At 74.9% G+C, this 18,123-nt stretch carries 16 protein-coding genes and 1 pseudogene; 9 read left to right on the top strand and 8 right to left on the bottom strand.

The features are described 5' to 3' along the window. The first annotated feature begins 128 nt into the window (after positions 1-128). Positions 129-896, top strand: a complete 768-nt coding sequence (hisF, locus tag ACGFZ2_RS17860; RefSeq protein WP_393262708.1) for an imidazole glycerol phosphate synthase subunit HisF — start codon at positions 129-131, stop codon at positions 894-896. A gap of 26 nt (positions 897-922) precedes the next feature. Here hisF and ACGFZ2_RS17865 read toward each other — a convergent pair whose 3' ends face one another. Next, a complete protein-coding gene (locus ACGFZ2_RS17865) occupies positions 923-1,384 on the bottom strand; it encodes a hypothetical protein (protein ID WP_393262706.1) in 462 nt (153 codons plus the stop codon). Positions 1,385-1,571: 187 nt separating this feature from the next. Further along, positions 1,572-2,225, bottom strand: coding sequence for a YitT family protein (locus tag ACGFZ2_RS17870; RefSeq protein ID WP_393262703.1), 654 nt, complete (start codon positions 2,223-2,225; stop codon positions 1,572-1,574). Positions 2,226-2,283: 58 nt separating this feature from the next. Here ACGFZ2_RS17870 and ACGFZ2_RS17875 point away from each other — a divergent pair, with 58 nt between their 5' ends. After that, a complete protein-coding gene (locus tag ACGFZ2_RS17875; RefSeq protein ID WP_393262701.1) occupies positions 2,284-3,741 on the top strand; it encodes a PLP-dependent aminotransferase family protein in 1,458 nt (485 codons plus the stop codon). Positions 3,742-3,791: 50 nt separating this feature from the next. Then, positions 3,792-5,075, top strand: a complete 1,284-nt coding sequence (locus ACGFZ2_RS17880; protein WP_393262699.1) for a low temperature requirement protein A — start codon at positions 3,792-3,794, stop codon at positions 5,073-5,075. Between the two features lie 93 nt (positions 5,076-5,168). Here the strand turns inward: ACGFZ2_RS17880 and ACGFZ2_RS17885 are convergent, their stop codons facing one another. The 3 genes from ACGFZ2_RS17885 to ACGFZ2_RS17895 form a co-directional block, all read right to left on the bottom strand. Further along, positions 5,169-6,995, bottom strand: a complete 1,827-nt coding sequence (locus ACGFZ2_RS17885; protein WP_393454778.1) for an AMP-dependent synthetase/ligase — start codon at positions 6,993-6,995, stop codon at positions 5,169-5,171. 139 nt (positions 6,996-7,134) lie between these two features. After that, positions 7,135-8,085 (bottom strand): terpene synthase, encoded by a 951-nt coding sequence (locus ACGFZ2_RS17890; protein ID WP_393454781.1) that lies wholly within the window; start codon positions 8,083-8,085, stop codon positions 7,135-7,137. Between the two features lie 125 nt (positions 8,086-8,210). After that, the gene (locus ACGFZ2_RS17895; protein WP_357701640.1) at positions 8,211-8,840 is read right to left on the bottom strand and encodes a TIGR03085 family metal-binding protein; all 630 of its coding nucleotides are present in this window, start codon (positions 8,838-8,840) and stop codon (positions 8,211-8,213) included. Positions 8,841-8,986: 146 nt separating this feature from the next. On the opposite strand from ACGFZ2_RS17895, the gene ACGFZ2_RS17900 reads away from it, so the two are divergent. The 3 genes from ACGFZ2_RS17900 to ACGFZ2_RS17910 all read left to right on the top strand — a co-directional run bounded on the left by ACGFZ2_RS17900 (position 8,987) and on the right by ACGFZ2_RS17910 (position 13,495). Continuing rightward, positions 8,987-10,867, top strand: coding sequence for an ABC transporter ATP-binding protein (locus ACGFZ2_RS17900; RefSeq protein WP_393262693.1), 1,881 nt, complete (start codon positions 8,987-8,989; stop codon positions 10,865-10,867). Next, positions 10,864-12,660: an ABC transporter ATP-binding protein gene (locus tag ACGFZ2_RS17905; protein WP_393454784.1), complete on the top strand. Its 1,797-nt coding sequence runs from the start codon at positions 10,864-10,866 to the stop codon at positions 12,658-12,660. The genes ACGFZ2_RS17900 and ACGFZ2_RS17905 overlap by 4 nt, the downstream gene beginning before the upstream one ends. 76 nt (positions 12,661-12,736) lie before the next feature. Continuing rightward, positions 12,737-13,495 carry a DUF2470 domain-containing protein gene (locus ACGFZ2_RS17910; RefSeq protein ID WP_393262689.1) on the top strand — a complete coding sequence of 253 codons (759 nt, stop codon included), beginning with the start codon at positions 12,737-12,739 and terminating at the stop codon, positions 13,493-13,495. A gap of 119 nt (positions 13,496-13,614) precedes the next feature. On the opposite strand, the gene ACGFZ2_RS17915 is transcribed toward ACGFZ2_RS17910, so the two are convergent. The 3 genes from ACGFZ2_RS17915 to ACGFZ2_RS17925 form a co-directional block, all read right to left on the bottom strand. Next, a complete protein-coding gene (locus tag ACGFZ2_RS17915) occupies positions 13,615-14,223 on the bottom strand; it encodes a TetR family transcriptional regulator (protein WP_393262688.1) in 609 nt (202 codons plus the stop codon). Positions 14,224-14,284: 61 nt separating this feature from the next. After that, the gene (locus tag ACGFZ2_RS17920; RefSeq protein WP_393262687.1) at positions 14,285-15,040 is read right to left on the bottom strand and encodes an ABC transporter permease; all 756 of its coding nucleotides are present in this window, start codon (positions 15,038-15,040) and stop codon (positions 14,285-14,287) included. Then, positions 15,037-15,783, bottom strand: coding sequence for an ABC transporter ATP-binding protein (locus ACGFZ2_RS17925; protein ID WP_393262685.1), 747 nt, complete (start codon positions 15,781-15,783; stop codon positions 15,037-15,039). Before ACGFZ2_RS17925 ends, ACGFZ2_RS17920 begins: the two co-directional genes overlap by 4 nt. A 108-nt stretch (positions 15,784-15,891) precedes the next feature. On the opposite strand from ACGFZ2_RS17925, the gene ACGFZ2_RS17930 reads away from it, so the two are divergent. The 3 genes and pseudogenes from ACGFZ2_RS17930 to ACGFZ2_RS17940 all read left to right on the top strand — a co-directional run. Then, the gene (locus tag ACGFZ2_RS17930) at positions 15,892-16,278 is read left to right on the top strand and encodes a MerR family transcriptional regulator (protein ID WP_393262683.1); all 387 of its coding nucleotides are present in this window, start codon (positions 15,892-15,894) and stop codon (positions 16,276-16,278) included. Beyond that, positions 16,275-17,279 carry an aldo/keto reductase gene (locus tag ACGFZ2_RS17935; RefSeq protein ID WP_393454787.1) on the top strand — a complete coding sequence of 335 codons (1,005 nt, stop codon included), beginning with the start codon at positions 16,275-16,277 and terminating at the stop codon, positions 17,277-17,279. Before ACGFZ2_RS17930 ends, ACGFZ2_RS17935 begins: the two co-directional genes overlap by 4 nt. A 159-nt stretch (positions 17,280-17,438) precedes the next feature. Continuing rightward, positions 17,439-18,035 (top strand): annotated as a pseudogene (locus ACGFZ2_RS17940) (phosphoribosyl-AMP cyclohydrolase); the annotation flags it as partial. Positions 18,036-18,123 lie beyond the last annotated feature (88 nt).

Genomic DNA, 18,123 nt, shown 5'->3' on the forward strand with positions numbered 1-18,123 from the left:
GATGCTCGTCCGGGCGTGCGGACGGGCACCTCCGGACGCCTCCGCTGGGGCAGGGAACCCGTGTCTGCGGCGGTGGTCGGCCTCACAGGGCCGGTCAGCGCCGTCACCGGGAAGGATAGGCTCGCGGCATGACGGTGGCGGTACGCGTGATCCCGTGTCTGGACGTGGACGCCGGGCGGGTGGTCAAGGGGGTCAACTTCCTCGACCTGCGCGACGCCGGCGACCCGGTGGAGCTGGCCGCGGCGTACGACCGGGCCGGCGCGGACGAGCTGACCTTCCTCGACGTCACCGCCTCCTCCAGCGACCGCGGCACCATGCTCGACGTGGTCCGCCGCACCGCGGAGTCGGTCTTCATCCCGCTGACCGTCGGCGGCGGCATCCGGCAGGTCGCCGACGTCGACACCCTGCTGCGGGCCGGCGCGGACAAGGTCGGGGTGAACACCGCCGCGATCGCCCGCCCCGAGCTGATCGCCGAGATCGCCGACCGGTTCGGCAGGCAGGTGCTGGTGCTCTCGCTCGACGTGCGGCGCGCGCCGGCCGGCACCACGCCCAGCGGCTTCGAGGTGACCACCCACGGCGGCCGGCGCGGCACGGGGCTGGACGCGGTCGGGTGGGCCCGGCGGGGCGCCGAGCTGGGCGCGGGGGAGATCCTGCTCAACTCGATGGACGCCGACGGCACCAAGGCCGGCTTCGACCTCGAACTCATCGGCGCGGTGCGCCGGGTGGTCGACGTGCCGGTGGTGGCCAGCGGTGGCGCGGGCGAGGTGGCGCACTTCGCGCCGGCGGTCGGCGCCGGCGCGGACGCGGTGCTCGCCGCCAGCGTCTTCCACTTCGGGGAGCTGACCGTCGCCGAGGTCAAGGACGCGCTGCGCGGAGCAGGCCACCCCGTCCGCTGACCGAAGGCCTGGGGCGTCGGCCGGGGTCAGTCCGGGCGGGACCGGTTCTCCGGGGAGCGCCGGGGTGCCGGGATCGACCGCACCACGTATTCCTGCACGGCTGCGGCGTGCTCCTCCTCGTCGAGGTGCCACTCGGCGCTGACCGGGGTGTGGCGCCGGCTGAGCACGCCCTGCACCGTGTCCACCGTCGTGGCCAGCCCGGCGCTCGGTCGGGTGCGCCAGAGCCGCTCACCGTCGGCGGTGATCCGGAACCAGCCGTCGGCGACGCTGACCAGCCCGGCCCCGACGAGCCGGCGGACCGCCACCTCCACCTCGTGCCGCTCGGGGATCGCCTGGTTGAGGTGGTCGGCGGTGGAGAGCACGTCGGCGAGGCGCACGCCCTCGGGCCGGCGGCTGGACGCCGCCCGGCGGTGCCGGCCGGCACCGCTGGCGATCACCAGCGAGACGAAGATCCAGGCGTCGGTCCAGCGCCAACCGTTCTCCCCCATGCCAGGATTCTGCCGGGCGTGGCGGCCGAAGGGAACACCGACGCCGCGCCGGCGTCCCGGAACAGGGGTTCGTGGCCGCCCGCGGCCGAGGTCTCGCGGAGGGGCCGGTCGCCGGGAGGGCCTGGCGGGAGCGGTCGGGCCGCCCGGGAGGGCCCGGGTCGCCGCAGAGGTGCTGCGGTGGGACCGGTCAGGTCGCGGGGAGCGGTTCGACGCGGCCCGGGGCGACCTCCGCCGGCTCGGGGACGGTGAACAGCGGCAGGAAGACCTGGGTCAGCGGGCCGATGGCGAGGGCGTAGGCGACCGTGCCGACGCCGACCGTCCCGCCGAGCAGCCAGCCGAGCGCCAGCACCGTGACCTCGATGACGGTGCGGACCAGCCGGATCGACCGGCCGGGCCGCCGGGCGACGTAGCCGGTCATCAGGCCGTCGCGGGGGCCGGGGCCGAGGCGGGCGCCGATGTAGAGGCCGGTGGCCGCGCCGTTGGCCACGATGCCGGCCGCCAGCAGCCCGATCCGTACGCCGAGTGGCCCGCCGGCCGGCAGCAGGGCCAGCGTCGCGTCAACCACCAGCCCGATCACCAGGACGTTGCTCACCGTGCCGAGGCCGGGGCGCTGGCGCAGCGGGATCCAGAGCAGCAGCACCAACGCGCCCACCGCGATGGTGACCGTGCCGAAGGAGAGGCCGGTCAGCTCGGCCAGGCCCTGGTGGAACACGTCCCACGGGTCGAGGCCCAGCCCGGAGTTGATCATGAGGGCCATGCTCACGCCGTAGAGGACGAGCCCCGCGTAGAGCTGGGTCAGCCGCCGCGCGGGACGATGCCGGAGATTGCCAATCGCTGCCACTCATGCCACTCTAGGGTCCAATTGGCGGGATGGAAGAGCCAATATCGGAGGGGTGGCCATGACGAGTCAGGTTCGGGGTGCTCAATTGGCTCGGCTTCTCGGCCAGTGGCATGCACTTCCGGGCCGCCGTCGCAGCCCCGACTACGCCGCCCTGGCCGGTGCCGTGCGGGGCCTGCTCGCCGACGGCCGGCTGCCGCTGGGCGTCCGGCTGCCGGCAGAGCGGGAGCTCGCCGAGGCTCTGAAGATCAGCCGGACCACCGTCACCGCCGCGTACCGGGAGCTGCGGGAGAGCGGCCACCTGGCCAGCCGGCGCGGTGCCGGCAGCTGGACCATGCTCCCGGGCACCCACCGGGTGGCGAGCACCGGCCTGTGGACCCCGCTGGACGACCGGGACATGATCGACCTCGGGGTGGCCGCGCTCGCCGCCCCGCCGGAGTTGCTGCCGGCCGCCCGGGCCGCCGCCGAGGACCTGCCGCGCTACCTGGGCGGCGCCGGCTACCACCCGACCGGGATCATCGAGCTGCGCGAGGCGGTGGCCCGGGCGTACACCGAGCGTGGCCTGCCCACCTCGCCCGACCAGATCATGGTCACCAACGGCACCCAGCACGCGCTGGACCTGGTGCTGCGCCTGTCGCTCGCGCCGGGCGGCAACGTGCTGGTCGAGGCGCCCAGCTACCCCAACGCGCTGGCCGCGCTGGCCGCCCGGCGAGCCCGGATCACCACCCACGGCCTCGCCGTCGACGAGCCCGGGTGGGACGCCGACCTGCTGCTCGGCAGCCTCCGCCAGGCCCGGCCCAAGCTGGCGTACCTGATCCCGGACTTCCAGAACCCGACCGGCCACCTGATGCCGGCGTCGCTGCGCGAGCGGGTGGTCGGCACCGCGCACGCCGTCGGCACCGACCTGGTCGTCGACGAGTCCTTCGTCGACCTGCCCCTGGACGGGACGGTGCTGCCCCCGCCGACCGCCAGCTTCGACCGGCACTCCCGGGTGGTCACCATCGGCGGGATGAGCAAGCCCTTCTGGGGCGGCCTGCGGATCGGCTGGGTCCGCGCCTCGGCCCCGCAGGTGCAGCGGCTGGCCGCCACCCGGGTCGGCGTCGACATGGCCAGCCCGGTGCTGGACCAGCTGGTCGCGGTCCACCTGCTCGCCGACGCCCCGGCGATCGTCGCCGCGCGCCGGGCGCAGCTCACCGCCCAGCGCGACGCGCTGCTGGCGGCGCTGGCCGAGCGCCTGCCCGAGTGGCGGGTCACCGTGCCGCACGGCGGCGTGACCCTGTGGGCCGAACTCGACGGCCCGATCTCCAGCGCGCTCGCCCGGGCCAGCGAGGAGGTCGGCGTACGGCTGGCACCCGGCCCCCGGTTCGGCCTGGACGGCACGCTGGAGCGCTTCCTACGGCTGCCGTTCACCCTGCCCGCCGCCGACCTCGTCGAGGCGGTCGGGCGGATCGCCGCCGTCCGGTACGACCTGGACCGCGGCGGCCGGCCGCAGTGGCGGGAGCCGGCCGTCATCGCCTGACCCCGGGACGCCGGGACACCCCACCGCGGGCGGCTGCCAGACTGTGCGCCGTGGCGACTGGTAGTACGACGCGGCGCGCGCCGCGCATGCGGGTCATGCGGGAGGGGTCCACCGTGACCCCGCTCGAACTCTTCTTCGATCTGGTCTTCGTCTACGCGCTCACCCAGGTGACCGCCCTGATGGCCGACGACCTCACCGGGCGTGGGTTGCTGCGTGGCCTGCTGGTGCTGGCCCTGCTCTGGTGGTGCTGGTGCTGCTACGCGTGGCTCGGCAACACGGTCCGGGCCGACGAGGGCGTGGTCCGGGTGGCCCTGTTCGCGGTCATGGCCGCCATGTTCGTGGTCGCGGTGACCATCCCGGAGGCCTTCGACGACCTGCCCGGCGGGCTCTCCGGGCCGGTGGTCTTCGCCGCGTGCTACCTCGTCGTGCGGGTGCTGCACCTGGTGATCTACTGGCACGCCGCGCGCGGCGACGAGGGGCTGCGCCGGCAGTTGCTGCGGGCGGTGCTGCCCATGCTGGGCGGGGCGCTGCTGCTCTTCTCCGCCGCGTTGCTGCCGCAGCAGCTCGCCGACGACCCGGCCCGGGCCTCCACCATCCGTACGGCGCTGTGGGTGCTCGCGCTGGCCGTGGACTACGGCGGGATCATGGCCATCGGCGCGGATGGCTGGCGGATCTTCTCGGCCGCGCACTGGACCGAGCGGCACGGGCTGATCATCATCGTGGCGCTGGGGGAGTCGCTGGTGGCCATCGGCGTCGGCGTCACGCACCTGCCGATCTCCTGGCCGATCATCGTCGCCTCCGTGCTGGCCATCACCGTGACGGCCGCGTTGTGGTGGGCGTACTTCGACGTGGTGGCCATCGCGGCGGAGCAGGTGCTGCACCGGGCCGAGGGCGCGGCCCGCGCCGCGCTGGGCCGGGACTCGTACACGTACCTGCACCTGCCGATGGTGGTCGGCATCATCCTGCTCGCGCTCGGCTTCAAGAAGGTCCTGTCGTACGTGGGCGACGGCAGCGCGCACGACCTCACCGACCCGCTGCACGGCCTGGGCCTCTACGCCCTCTACGGCGGGGTGGTGCTCTACCTGCTCGGGCACCTGGGCTTCCGGCTGCGCAACATGGGCTCGGTGAACTGGCCACGGGCGGTGACGGTGGTTCTCCTGGTCGCTCTCGTGCCGCTGGCCGACCGGCTGCCGGCGCTGGCCGCGCTCGCGGTGCTCGCCGTCGTCTGCGTCGGCATGGTGGCGGCCGAGGTGTGGCTCTTCGGCGAGGACCGGCGAGCCCTGCGGGACGCGTCGTTGACCGCGCACGGCGCCGGGCCCGAGCCCGGCCGCTGACCCCTCAGAGGCAGCGCAGACGAGGTGGCGGGGCCGCCACCTGTGACGGTCGGCGGCCCGCGCCTGGCCGGGCGGGCCGCCGACGCGGCGTGCTCAGAGTTCGGCGAGCGTGCCGGCGTACATCTTCTCGATCTCGGCGGCGAAGTTGCTCTCCACCCCACTGCGCTTGATCTTGAGTGACGGGGTGATCTCGCCGTCCTCGATGGTCAGGTCGCGTGGCAGGATGGCGACCTTCTTGATCGTCTCCCAGCGGTTGAGCTTGGTGTTGAGCTCCGCGACGTATCCCTCGACCATGGCCTGCGCCTCGGGCGAGGCGACGATCTCGGCGTAGTCGCGGCCCTCCAGCGGGGTGCCGGCGGCCCAGCCCCTGATCGCGTCCTGGTCCAGCGTGACCAGCATCGTGCAGTAGTTGCGGGCCTGGCCGATCACCACCGCCTGGGAGGTGTACGGGCAGGTCGCCTTGAACATTCCCTCGATGTGCGAGGGCGCGATGTACTTGCCGCCCGAGGTCTTGACCAGGTCCTTCTTCCGGTCGGTGATCTTCAGGTAGCCCTCGGCGTCCAGCGTGCCGATGTCACCGGTGCGGAAGTAGCCGTCCTCGGTGAACGCGGCGGCGGTCTCCTCGGGCAGGTTGTGGTAGCCGCGCATGACCGGCCGGCCGCGGACGAGGATCTCGCCGTCGGTGTCGATCCGGCACTCCAGATCGCCCAACGCCTTGCCGACGGTGCCGATCCGCAGCCCGTCCGGCGGGTTGACGAAGTTGCCGGCGCTGGTCTCGGTGAGGCCGTAGCCCTCGGAGATCGGCAGGTTGGCGGCGGCGAAGAAGGTGGCGATCTCCGCGCTGAGCGGTGCGGCGCCCGAGACGAGCACCCGGATCCGGCCGCCGAGGCGGGCCTGGAGCTTGCTGAACACCAGCTTCTCGGCCACCGCGTACTTCAGCCTCAGCCCCGTCGGGACCGGCCTGCCGGCCTGCTCCAGGGCGACCCTCTCCTTGCCGACCCGCACGCCCCAGGCGAAGATCTTCGCCTTCGCGCCGCCGGCGTCCTGGGCCGTGGTGACCGCCTTGTTGTAGACCTTCTCGAAGACCCGCGGCGCGCCGCACATCAGCGTCGGCTTCACCACCCCGAGCAGCTCGACCAGCTTGTCCACCCGCCCGTCGACGTACGTCGGCAGGCCCACGTGGATCACCCCGCAGAGCAGCGTCTTGCCGAACGAGTGGGACAGCGGGAGCCAGAGGTACTGCAGGTCGTCGTCGCGGAGCAGCCCCAGCTCGGCCTGCGCCACGCCCTCCCAGCACCAGCCGCCGTGCAGCAGCTCGACGCCCTTCGGGCGCCCGGTGGTGCCGGAGGTGTAGATCAGGGTGGCCAGGTGGTCGGGGCCGATCCCGGCGACCAGCATCTCGATCAGGTCGGGCTCGGCGGCCAGCGCCCGGGCACCCTGCTCCTCCAACTCGGCGAGGGTGAGCTGCGGGACGGCGGCGGACGGGTCGGCCGCGCCGTCGAAGAGCACCACGTGGGTCAGGGCCGGCAGGTCGGCTCCGGCGATCTTGGCGGCCTGGGCCGGGTTCTCGGCGAACAGCACCCGGGAGCCCGAGTCGGCGATGATGTAGGTCGCGTCCTCCGGCTCGGTGGTGGGGTAGACGGTGGTGGTCGCGCCTCCGGCACACATGATGCCGAGGTCGGCGAGCACCCATTCGAGCCGGGTGTTGGCCAGAATCGCCACCGGATCCTCCTGGCCGACGCCGAGCCCGTGCAGCCCGGCGGCGACCGCCTTGGCGCGGCGGGCCACCTGCGCCCAGGTCAACCAGACCGGCCCCGAGTCGTCGGAGGCCGGGTGGGCAAAGGCGTCGCGGTCGGGGGACGCCGCCACGCGCTTGAGGAACATGTCCGGGATGGAGCGGTACGGTACATCGAGAGCCATCGCTGTAGCCGCCTTCGGGGGTGGAGGCGTGACGGTCGTCACGTCAGTATTCGTTACCGAAGAGTATTGCCTGCACCCCGGGCGTCGGCCAGCCCCGGTCGATCACGGCTGGGCCACGTCCCCGGGACCTGGGGCGCCCTCAGGCGTACCGGGCGGCCCGCAGCGACCAGTCGTAGGTGGCCCGGATCCAGTTGCGGCGGGCGAACACCGCCGGTCGCAGGCCCTCGTCGCCGGCGGCCAGCAGCGCCGACTCCGTCGCCAGGTAGGCCGCCAGGGACTCGTTGAACCGGTCGGCCGCCGCCCGCAGGGCCGACGGCTCGTCGCCGCCGGTCCGCCCGGCGGCGATGACGGCCACCAGGTTGTGGCCGTCCGGCTGGGCGAGGCTCTCCTTGCCGTACGAGAAGACGTCGTTGCACCAGCAGACCAGGTCGGCGGCGAGCAGGTCGAGCGTGACCAGCGCGGGCTCGGCGCGTTCGGCCGCCCCCGGCCGCCCGCCGGCGGCCAGTTCGGTGAGGGTGAAGCTGGGGTGGACCGCGCCGGTGTGCCGGCGCATCTGGACGTACTCCGCCAGCTCCGGCACCCGGCCGTGCTCGCGGTTCGCGGCCTCCCAGAGCAGCGCCAGCAGGTACTCCCGCACCTGGCTGGTGAAGCGCAGCAGCACCGCCGGCGTCCCGGCGGCGCGCACGCGCCGGCACAGGTCGGCCAGCGCGTCGCCCAGCGGGCCGGCGGCGCCGGCGGGTGCCACCGGGTCGCCGTGCCGGTCCAGCACGTCCAGCATGGCGGCAACCGTCGGCGCCAGCCGGGTGGGGCCGTCGCCGAGGCCGTCCTCGTCGCAGGCGTCGTCCATCACGAACAGCCAGGAGATCAGGTCGGCGAGCAGGCGCAGCCGGTCGACGGGCCCCTCCGGGCAGGCCCGACCGGCGAGGCCGGCGGCGTCGGCCCGGCGCAGCCGGTGCAGCCGGTGCCCGTTAGCGATCAGGCCGTGGCCGAGCACCCACTCGGTGCTCTCCTGTGCCACCTGGTCGGTGGCGTCGTGCCGGCGCGCGGGAAAAGGGGGTTCCCGCAGCGCCGAGAGCGCGAAGGTCCGCATGGCGCCCCCTGTCGCGCCGCCCCCGGGCGGGACGGCGCGGGACAGCGTACGGGAGAGGGGATCGGCGGCGGTCGTTGGGTAGAGGCAGCCTGCCGGAGAGATCGTGACCACTTCCGTACAGTCCGTTACATGCCCAGGTGGGCGTTGCGCAGCCGGTCGGCCAGCGCCGTCGGCCCGTCGACCTGCACCCGGGCCACCCGCTGCCGGCCGGAGAGGAACAGGACCAGCTCGCCGGGCGCCCCGACCACGCGGACGGGCTCGCCGCCCCGGCCGACGGAGAGCGCGCCGTAGCCCGGCGCCTGCACGAAGACGTCGGCCGGGAACCGACGCAGTGCCAGCCGGGCCAGCCCGGCGGCGCGCGTCCACAGTGCCGCCTGGAGCCGGGCCGCCAGGTCGCGCGGAAGCCAGCCCGGGCGGGCGCGGCGCACGTCCTCGTGGTGGATGAAGAACTCCATCGTGTTGGCCAGCTCGTCGGTCACCGGGTTGCTGACCGGGCTCCACACCGGTGGCCGGCGCACCTGCTCGACCAGGCGGGGCCAGGGGCGCGCCGCGATGCGCCGGCGCACCCGCTCGGCGTACCCGCGCAGGGGTCGCAGCAGGATGCCGCCGGCGGCGTCCGGGCGGCGCTCACGCAGCACCAGGTGGGCGGCGAGGTCGCGGGTCGTCCATCCCTCGTTGACCGTCGGGGCGTCCGGTCCCAGCGTGAGCATCAGGTCGGCGAGCGCCTCGCGCTCCGATCGGGCGTACCGCGGCATGGCATCGATCGTAGGCGCGGACGCCCGGGTCGGCGCGCCGGCGCGGCGGGTCGGCCGTGACGGCGGACATAGCGGCCCGGGGCGGCGGAGCCGGCCCCGACCGGTAAGGATGAGGGAGATAATTGCGGCTTACGGCGGGGGAGAGCGTGGCGAGCAGGACAAGTCGGGACGTGCTCGGTCGGGGGTTGGCCGTCCTCGGGGTGGCCATCCGGGAGCAGCCGCGGATCTTCGCGGTCGCGGTGACCGGCAGCGTGCTCTTCGGCGCCATGACGGTGGCCAGCGCATACGTGGTGGGCGCGGTGGTCGGCGACGTGGTGGTCCCGGCGATCGAGCGCGGCTCGGTCGGGGTCGGGGCGCTCGCCCTGGCGGCCGTCGCGCTGTTCGGCATCAGCGTGCTGCGGGTGGCCGGCATCTTCGGCCGCCGGCTCGGCGCGGGTTACATGCAGTACCGCCTCCAGGCCGCCTACCGGCGCCGGGTCACCCGGCGCTACCTGGAGCTGCCGCTGTCCTGGCACCACCGCAACGCCACCGGCACCCTGCTGTCCAACGCCAACTCCGACGTGGAGGCCGCCTGGCACCCGATCGCCCCGCTGCCGTTCGCGGTCGGCACCCTGGTGATGCTGGTCGGCGCGGTGGCCTCGCTCTTCGCCACCGACTGGGCGCTGGCCCTGGTCGGCCTGGCGGTCTTCCCGGCGCTCTTCGCGCTCAACGTCGCCTACTCCCGCCGGATGGCCCCCCGCCAGGCGCGGGCGCAGCGGCTGCGCGCCGAGGTCAGCGGCATCGCCCACGAGAGCTTCGACGGCGCCCTGGTGGTCAAGACGATGGGCCGGGAGGCCCAGGAGACGGACCGGTTCGCCGCCCGCGCGGGCGAGCTGCGCGACGCGCTGGTGTCGGTGGGGCGGCTGCGCGGCGTCTTCGACCCCGTGCTGGAGACCCTGCCCAGCCTCGGCACCCTCGCGGTGCTGGTGGTCGGCACGTTCCGGCTGCGGCAGGGCGCGATCAGCGTCGCCGAGCTGGTCAGCGTCGCCTTCCTCTTCACCGTGCTGGCCTTCCCCGTCCGGGCCATCGGCTGGGTGCTGGCCGAGCTGCCGCGCAGCGTCGCCGGCTGGGACCGGGTCCGCCGGGTCCTCGACGCCACCGGCGAGATGCCGTACGGCGACACGACGCTCGACCCGGCCGACCCCCGCCCCGCCACCCTCACCTTCGCCGGCGTCCGGTTCGGCTACGAGCCCGCCGAGGCGCACCTGCCCGGCACGGAGGTGCTCGGCGAGGTCTCCTTCACCGTGCCCGCGGGGAAGACCGTCGCCCTGGTCGGGCCGACCGGCGCCGGCAAGTCCACGATCGCCTCGCTGGCCGTGCGGCTGGTCGACCCCGGGGCCGGCACGGTCGCCCTGGACGGGGTGGACGTGCGCCGGCTCACCGCCGCCTCGCTGGCCCGCACCGCCGCGCTGGTCGCCCAGGTGCCGTTCGTCTTCGACGACACGGTGCGGGCCAACATCACCCTGGACCGGCCGGGCATCGGCGACGACGACGTCTGGGCCGCGTTGCGGCTTGCCGAGGCGGACGGCTTCGTCGCCGCGCTGCCCGACGGTCTCGACACGAAGGTCGGCGAGCGGGGCACCTCGCTCTCCGGCGGCCAGCGGCAGCGGCTCACCCTGGCCCGCGCGCTCGCGGGCCGGCCACGCCTGCTCGTCCTCGACGACGCGACCAGCGCCGTCGACCCCCGCGTGGAGGCGGCCATCCTGGCCGGGCTGCGGTCCTCCGCCGGGGAGCCCGGCGCGCCGGCCGCGTCGATCCTGGTGGTCGCCTACCGGCGGGCCACCATCGCGCTGGCCGACGAGGTGGTCTACCTGGAGCAGGGCCGGGTGGTCGCCCGTGGCACCCACGCCGAGCTGCTCGCCACCGTGCCCGGCTACGCCGACCTGGTCACCGCCTACGAGCAGGCCGAGGTCGACCACGCCAAGGACGAGACGTACGACGAGGTCGCCCCGCTGAGCTCGGGCCTGGAGATCGAGGTGGACCGGTGAGTGGTAAGGCGCAGGGGGCGACCGAGGCCGAGACGGCCGAGGCGACCGAGACGACCTGGCAGACGCTGCGGCGAGGCCTGGCGCTCTCCCCGGAGCTGCGGGTCGGCCTCGCCGGCACGCTCGGCCTGGCACTGGTCTACATGGTCGGCCGGGCGGCCGTGCCGGTGGCTGTGCAGCAGGGCATCGACAACGGCATCGTCGGCGGTCTCGACCTGACCGTGGTCTGGACGGTGGTCGCCGCCACCGCCGCCGTGCTGTTGGTGACCACGGTCTGCGGCTACCTGATGATGCGCCGGCTGTTCACGGTCAGCGAGACCGCGCTGGCCAACGTGCGGGTGCGGGCGTTCCGGCACGTGCACGACCTGTCCATGCTGCACCAGCAGTCCGAGCGGCGCGGTTCGCTGGTGTCGCGGGTGACCAGCGACGTCGACCAGATCACCCAGTTCCTCCAGTGGGGCGGCGTGATCCTGGTGATCAACCTCGGCCAGTTGGTGGTCACCACGTTGGTGATGCTGGCGTACTCCTGGCAGCTGACCCTGCTCGTCTACGCCGCCTTCCTGCCCGCCGTGCTCGTGATCCGGGTGCTCCAGCGCCGCCTCGCCGGGGCGTACGGGGTGGTCCGGCAGCGCACGGGAGCGCTGCTCGGCGCGATCGGGGAGAGCGTGGTCGGCGCGCCGGTCATCCGGGCGTACGGGATCGCCGGGCGCACCGCCCGCCGGCTCGACGGGGCGATCGACGGCCAGCGGCGGGCGCAGCAGCGGGCGATCAGGATCAGCATCCTGGGTAGCTCCGTCGGTGAGCTGGCGGCCGGGCTGGCCCTCGCGGGCGTGGTGGTGCTCGGGGTGACCCTGGGCGCCGACCGCACCCTGAGCGTCGGCGAGGTGACCGCCTTCCTCTTCCTGGTCACCCTCTTCATCCAGCCGGTGCAGATCGCCACGGAGGTGCTCAACGAGGCGCAGAACGCCATCGCCGGCTGGCGCCGGGTGCTGGACGTGCTGGACGTCGCGCCGGACGTCGCCGACCCCGGCGAGCAGGGGCGCGAGCTGCCGCCCGGCCCACTGGACATCCGCTTCGCGGGGGTGGAATTCGCCTACCCGGGCGGCCCGCCCGTGCTGCACGGGATCGACGTGGAGATCCCGGCGAAGAGCCGGGTGGCGGTGGTCGGCGAGACCGGCAGCGGCAAGACCACGTTCGCCAAGCTGCTGACCCGGCTCATGGACCCGACCGCCGGCCGGGTGCTGCTTTCCGGGTTGCCGCTGGAGCAGGTCCGGTTCGCCTCGCTGCGGTCGCGGGTGGTGATGGTGCCGCAGGACGGCTTCCTCTTCGACGCCACGGTGGCGGAGAACGTCCGCTTCGCCCGCCCCGAGCTGACCGACGAGCAGCTCGCCGCTGCCTTCACGGAGTTGGGCCTGGCCGACTGGCTGGAGGGGCTGCCGGCGGGCCTGCGCACCCCGGTGGGGGAGCGGGGCGAGGCGCTGAGCGTGGGGGAGCGGCAGTTGGTCGCGCTGGCCCGCGCGTACGTGGCCGACCCGGACCTGCTGGTGTTGGACGAGGCGACCAGCGCGGTGGACCCGGCCACCGAGGTGCGGCTGCAACGCACCCTGGACGCGGTGACGCGGGGGCGGACGACGCTCGCCATCGCGCACCGGCTCTCCACGGCGCAGTCCGCAGACGAGGTGATCGTGGTGGACCGGGGCCGGATCGTGCAGCGCGGCCCGCACGACGAGCTGGTCCGCGACCCGGAGTCGGTCTACGGCCTGCTCTACGCCTCCTGGCTGGAGCAGACCCGCTGACCCGGTCCCGCTGGACGTCTCCGATCCGGTGCTCTAGTCTCCGGGTTAGGTAAGCCTAACCAAAGGAGGTCGTGTCATGCGGCCCAGCCCGGCGGAGATCGTCCGTACCCTCGTCGCGGGCCGGTTGCCCGGCATCGCCCACGTCGCGCACCGGCCCGGCCCGCACCAGGTCCGGCACGTGACCGACCCGGACGGGCGGGTGCTGCTGCTGGTGCCGGTGGTCAGCGACCTCGCCGCCGCACTGCGGCCCGCCGACGGCGAGTCCGACGTGGCGCTGGTGCTGGACGTGCTCGACCTGCCGCCCGCCGCGGGCGCGCCGAGCCTCGGCCGGGCCTGGGTCTCCGGCTGGGCGACCCGTCTGGAGGGCGCGGAGGAACGCCGGGCCGCGCTGGACTTCGCGGCGGTCGAGCCGACCGGCGACCTGCTCGACGTCGGCACCCGGTTCCGGCTGCACCGCTTCGAGGTGGCCGAGGCCCGCTGGGAACGCGCCGACTCCGTGCGCCGGATCGACCCCACGGCGTACGCCGAGGCGGAGCCGGACCCCCTGCACGCGGTCGAGGCCGGGCTGCTGGCCGACCTCGCCGAGCACCACGCGGCCGAGGTGGCCGCCTACCTGCGGCGGCAGCTCGGCCTGGCCGACAGCGGCCCGGACGCCGCGCCCCGGGTGGTCCGGATCGACCGGTACGGCCTGCTGGCGGACCACGGTCGGCCCGGCGCCCGCCGGCGGGCCCGCCTGGCGTTCCCGCGCCCGCTCGACGGCGAGGAGGAGCTGGCCCGCCTCCTGCACCCGATGCTCTGCCGCCACGCCGCCTCCCGGCACGCCGACCACGCCTGATCCCGCCGCGTACCGGGTCCCGGCGAGCAGACCTGAGCCCGCCGCGTCGCCGCGGTCCCGCCGGCCGCGGCTGGCCGGCCGCCGGGTGCCGCTCGGCCGGCCAGGGGTGCCGGCGCGGGTCAGGCGGCGAAGACCTCGGCGAGGTCGCCGGTCAGGTAGCGCTGCACCGTCGGGCCGACCGCCGCGACGAGCGTCTCCGGGGCCGCCGAGGCGACCGGCTCCAGCCGGACCACGTGCCGCATCATGGCCAGCCCGAGCATCTGGCTGGCCACCAGCGAGCCCCGCAGCGGCAGCTCGGCCGGGTCGGCGTCGAGCTGGTCGAGGACCTTGCGGAGCACCTGGCTGACCAGGAACTCGCGCAGCAGGCGGGCGGTCCACTCGTTGCTCACCGCCGAGCGCAGCAGGGCCACCCCGGCGGTGCCGGCCGGGGAGTCCCAGACGCCGAGGAACGTGCGGACCAGCCGCTCCCCGAGGCCGTCCCGGTCCCCGGCGAGCACCTTCGGCAGCAGCTCGCCGGGGTCGACCGGCGCGTGCATCGCGGCCAGGAAGAGCTGGTCCTTGCTGCCGAAGTAGTGGTGCACCAGCGCCGGGTCCACCTGCGCGGCGGCGGCGATGGCCCGGATCGAGGCCCCGTCGAAGCCCCGCTCGGCGAAGGCGGCGCGGGCGGCCCCGAGGATCGCCTCCCGGGTGTCCGGGTTGCCGGGTCGCCGTCCGGTCCGCCGCGCCATCGCCGCCCTTCGCTCGTCGTCGTCCGCCGCCGGTCCCACCTCGTGGCGGGTGCCGGTGGCATCAGTGGCTGCGCCGCCGCAGGGTGGCCGCGGCGAGCACCAGCGCCAGCACCGCCGCGCCGGCGACGACCGCCATGTCCCGCCACATGGTGCCGGTCGGCTCGGCGTTCGCGCCCACCTCCTGCAGCGCCTCGACGGCGTAGGACAGCGGCAGCACGTCACTGACCGCCTGCAACCAGCCGGCCATCTCGCCCCGGGGCACGAACAGCCCGCAGAGCAGCAACTGGGGCACCACCACGACCGGCATGAACTGTACGGCCTGGAACTCGGTGCGGGCGAAGGCGCTGCAGAAGAGCCCGAGCGCGACCGCGAGCACCGCGTTCAGCGCGGCGATCATGATCACCAGGCCGCTGCTGCCGGCGGTGTCCAGGTCGAAGACCCCGTACGCCACGGCGGACGCGATGACGGCCTGGACGACCGCGGCCAGCCCGAACGCGATGCCGTAGCCGAAGAGCAGGTCGAGCTTGCCCAGCGGGGTGGTGAGCAGCCGCTCCAGGGTGCCGGTGGTGCGCTCGCGCAGCATCGCGATGCTGGTCACCAGGAACATGATCACGAAGGGGAAGAAGCCGAGCATCACCAGGGCGACCCGGTCGAACGTCGACGGCTGCCCCGGCGGTGCGGGCTGGTCGACGTACATGAAGTAGACCAGGGCGAGCAGCGCCGACGGCACCACCACGAGCAGCGCCACGGTGCGCCGGTCGTGCCGTAGCTGGCGCAGGATGCGGCCGGTGGTGGCGGCCAGGATCCGCGGGTTCACGACGCCGCCCGCCCGGCGCCGCCCGCCGGGCCCGCCTCGCCCGCCCTGATCAGCCGCAGGAACGCCTCGTCCAGGTCGTCGACGCCGGCGGCGGCGCGCACCGCGTCCGGGGTGTCGTCGGCGATCAGCCGCCCCTCGCGGATCAGCAGCAGCCGGTCGCAGCGGGCCGCCTCGTCCATCACGTGGCTGGAGACCAGCAGGGTGGTGCCGGCGGCGGCCATGGCGTGGAACCGGGCCCAGAGGTCGGCCCGCAGGACCGGGTCCTGGCCGACCGTCGGCTCGTCGAGGACGACCAGCTCCGGCTCCCCGACCAGCGCGCAGGCCAGGGACGCGCGGCTGCGCTGCCCGCCGGAGAGGCTGCCGACGAGCTGGCCGGCCGCCCCGGCGAGCCCGACGTCGGCGACCGCCCGGTCGGCGTCGGCCCGGCCCCGGCCGTGCAGGGCGGCGAAGTAGCGGGCGTTCTCCCGCACGGTGAGGTCGGCGTAGACGCTGGGCGCCTGGGTGAGGTAGCCGACCCGGCGGCGTAGCTCCGGCGTTCCGGCGGGGAGCCCGAGCACGGTGACGGAGCCGGCGCCGACCACCTGCACCCCGACGACCGCGCGCATCAGCGTCGTCTTGCCGCTGCCGCTCGGCCCGAGCAGCCCGGTGACCCGGCCGCGCGCCACGGACGCGCTGATGCCGTGCAGCACCCGTTGCCCGCCCCGGTCGACGACCAGGTCACGGACGGCGATCGCCTCGTCCATCGCCCACCACCCCGGAAACTCAACGGCTGTTGAACTCGACGCTAGTTGAGATGTCTCGCGGGGCGCAACGGTTGACTTCGCGTGCACTCGAACTGGAAGCCTGGGGGCGTGGACATCAGCACGCGGGAGACGACCCTCACCGTCGGCGAGGCGGCCGAGCGGGTCGGCCTGACCACCTACACGCTGCGCTGGTACGAGCAGGAGGGGCTGGTCGCCCCGGTCGGGCGGGACTCGGCCGGGCGCCGCCGCTACACCGAACGGGACGTGGACTGGCTGTTCCTGCTCACCCGGCTGCGCCGTACGGGCATGCCCGTACGGGACATGCGCCGCTACGCCGAGCTGGCCCGGCAGGGCGACGCCACCCTGGCCGCCCGGCGGGCGCTGTTCGAGGCGCACCGCGCCCGCGTGCTGAGCCGGATGGCCGAGCTGGAGGAGGACCTGAAGGTGCTCAACTACAAGATCGACAACTACCGCCGGGCGGAGGGGTGCCGATGATCCGCCGTCGGCTGGGCGCGGCCGGGCCGGAGGTCTCCGCGATCGGGCTGGGCTGCATGGGGATGAGCTTCGCCTACGGCGGCGCCGACGACGCCGAGTCGACCCGGACCCTGCACCGGGCGCTCGACCTGGGCGTGAACCACCTGGACACCGCCGACATGTACGGCCGGGGCCGCAACGAGGAACTGCTCTCCCCGGTGGTGCGGGCGCGCCGCGACGAGGTCTTCCTGGCCACCAAGTTCGGCAACCGGGTTCGCGGCGACGGCCCCGGCGCCACCGGCAGCCCCGGTGCGTACGTGGACAGCAGCCCGGCCTGGGCGCGTGCGGCGTGCGACGCCTCGCTGCGCCGGCTCGGGGTGGACGCCATCGACCTGTGGTACCTGCACCGGCGCGACCCGGCCACCCCGATCGAGGACACGGTCGGCGCGATGGCCGAGCAGGTCGCCGCCGGCAAGGTGCGGCTCATCGGCCTCTCCGAGGTCAGCCCGGCGACCCTGCGTGCGGCGCACGCGGTGCACCCGGTGACCGCCGTGCAGATGGAGTACTCGCTGTTCAGCCGGGACGTCGAGGGCGAGATGCTGGCCACCTGCCGGGAGCTGGGGGTGGCGCTGGTCGCGTACTCGCCGGTGGGGCGGGGGCTGCTGACCGGGGCGATCACCAGCCGGGAGCAGCTCGCCGCCGACGACTGGCGCACGACGGCGCCGCGCTTCGCCGAGGGCAACCTCGACGCCAACCTGAAGCTGGTCGACGAGGTGCGGGCGGTGGCCGACGAGATCGGCTGCACCCCGGCCCAGGCCGCCCTGGCCTGGCTGCTCGCCCAGGGCGAGGACGTCTTCCCGATCCCGGGCACCCGGCGGGCGCACCGGCTGGCGGAGAACGCGGCGGCGGCCGACATCCGGCTCACCCCGGGGCAGCGGTCCCGGCTGGGCGAGGCGGTGCCGCCGGGCGCGGCGGCCGGCGAACGGTACCCCGAGGCGTCGATGAGGTTCGTCGGGCATTAGCCTTCGGACCGGACACCGGGTCCGCCATCGGGCATTGCGCACCGATCGGGCGTACGGCACGATGGCGCCGTGGGTCACGCTCCGTCACCGGACGAGGGGTTCCTCCGCGACTGGACCGCCCGGCTGCGGGCCGGCGCCGAGCAGCCCGTCGTCGGCATCATGCTGCGCGGCAGCCACGCCCGGCGGGCCGCCACCGCGCACAGCGACGTCGACGTCGACGTGCTGCTCGGTGGCGCCCCGTACGCGGCCCGCCGGGCGTACCTGGCGGAGCACGCCGGGCGGCTGACCCACGTCTCCGTGGCCGCCCGCGACGTGCGCTCCTGGCTGAGCCGGCTCGGCGAGCCGGCCGACTGGGCGTTCGGGCTGCCGGTGACGGCGCCGGCCCGGCTGCTCTGGGCGGATCCGCACTGGCGGGTCCGGATCGACCTGCCGGTGCTCTGCCAGCCGGCCGGCGAGCCGCAGTTGGAGGAGCTGATCGCCACTCTCGGCAAGGTGGCGGGCGCGCGGGACGCCGACGACCACCTCGGCGTCCGGTTGGCCGCCGCCGACCTGGCCCGGCTCTGCCCGTCCGTGCTGCGGCCGGCCAACCCGACGGTCCGGGTGGCGTCCCGCCGGGAGGCCTTCGCCGCCGCCCTCGACCTGCCGGTGGCGCCGCCGAACTACCGGGAGGACATGCTGCTCTGCCTCGGGCTGCGCCCCGGCTCGGTCGGGCAGGTCTGCGCCGCCGCGGCCCGCCTGGTCGCCGGCGCCCTGCCGCTGATCCGCCCGTACGCCGCCGAGATCGCCGAGGTCGCCGGCGCGGACCTGGCCGACGCCCTGGTCGACGGCCGGCTGGACCGCTACG

This window comes from Micromonospora sp. NPDC048063 (genome assembly GCF_043202855.1).
Taxonomy (GTDB): domain Bacteria; phylum Actinomycetota; class Actinomycetes; order Mycobacteriales; family Micromonosporaceae; genus Micromonospora.

What these genes read in the sequence shown, in the direction of transcription:
- ACGFZ2_RS17895 (WP_357701640.1), bottom strand. Translation starts at nt 8,840, where the DNA reads ATGCCGCGGTACGCCCGATCGGAGCGCGAGGCGCTCGCCGACCTGATG.
- hisF (WP_393262708.1), top strand. Translation starts at nt 129, where the DNA reads ATGACGGTGGCGGTACGCGTGATCCCGTGTCTGGACGTGGACGCCGGG.
- ACGFZ2_RS17935 (WP_393454787.1), top strand. Translation starts at nt 16,275, where the DNA reads ATGATCCGCCGTCGGCTGGGCGCGGCCGGGCCGGAGGTCTCCGCGATC.
- ACGFZ2_RS17910 (WP_393262689.1), top strand. Translation starts at nt 12,737, where the DNA reads ATGCGGCCCAGCCCGGCGGAGATCGTCCGTACCCTCGTCGCGGGCCGG.
- ACGFZ2_RS17885 (WP_393454778.1), bottom strand. Translation starts at nt 6,995, where the DNA reads ATGGCTCTCGATGTACCGTACCGCTCCATCCCGGACATGTTCCTCAAG.
- ACGFZ2_RS17890 (WP_393454781.1), bottom strand. Translation starts at nt 8,085, where the DNA reads ATGCGGACCTTCGCGCTCTCGGCGCTGCGGGAACCCCCTTTTCCCGCG.
- ACGFZ2_RS17915 (WP_393262688.1), bottom strand. Translation starts at nt 14,223, where the DNA reads ATGGCGCGGCGGACCGGACGGCGACCCGGCAACCCGGACACCCGGGAG.
- ACGFZ2_RS17925 (WP_393262685.1), bottom strand. Translation starts at nt 15,783, where the DNA reads ATGGACGAGGCGATCGCCGTCCGTGACCTGGTCGTCGACCGGGGCGGG.
- ACGFZ2_RS17875 (WP_393262701.1), top strand. Translation starts at nt 2,284, where the DNA reads ATGACGAGTCAGGTTCGGGGTGCTCAATTGGCTCGGCTTCTCGGCCAG.
- ACGFZ2_RS17865 (WP_393262706.1), bottom strand. Translation starts at nt 1,384, where the DNA reads ATGGGGGAGAACGGTTGGCGCTGGACCGACGCCTGGATCTTCGTCTCG.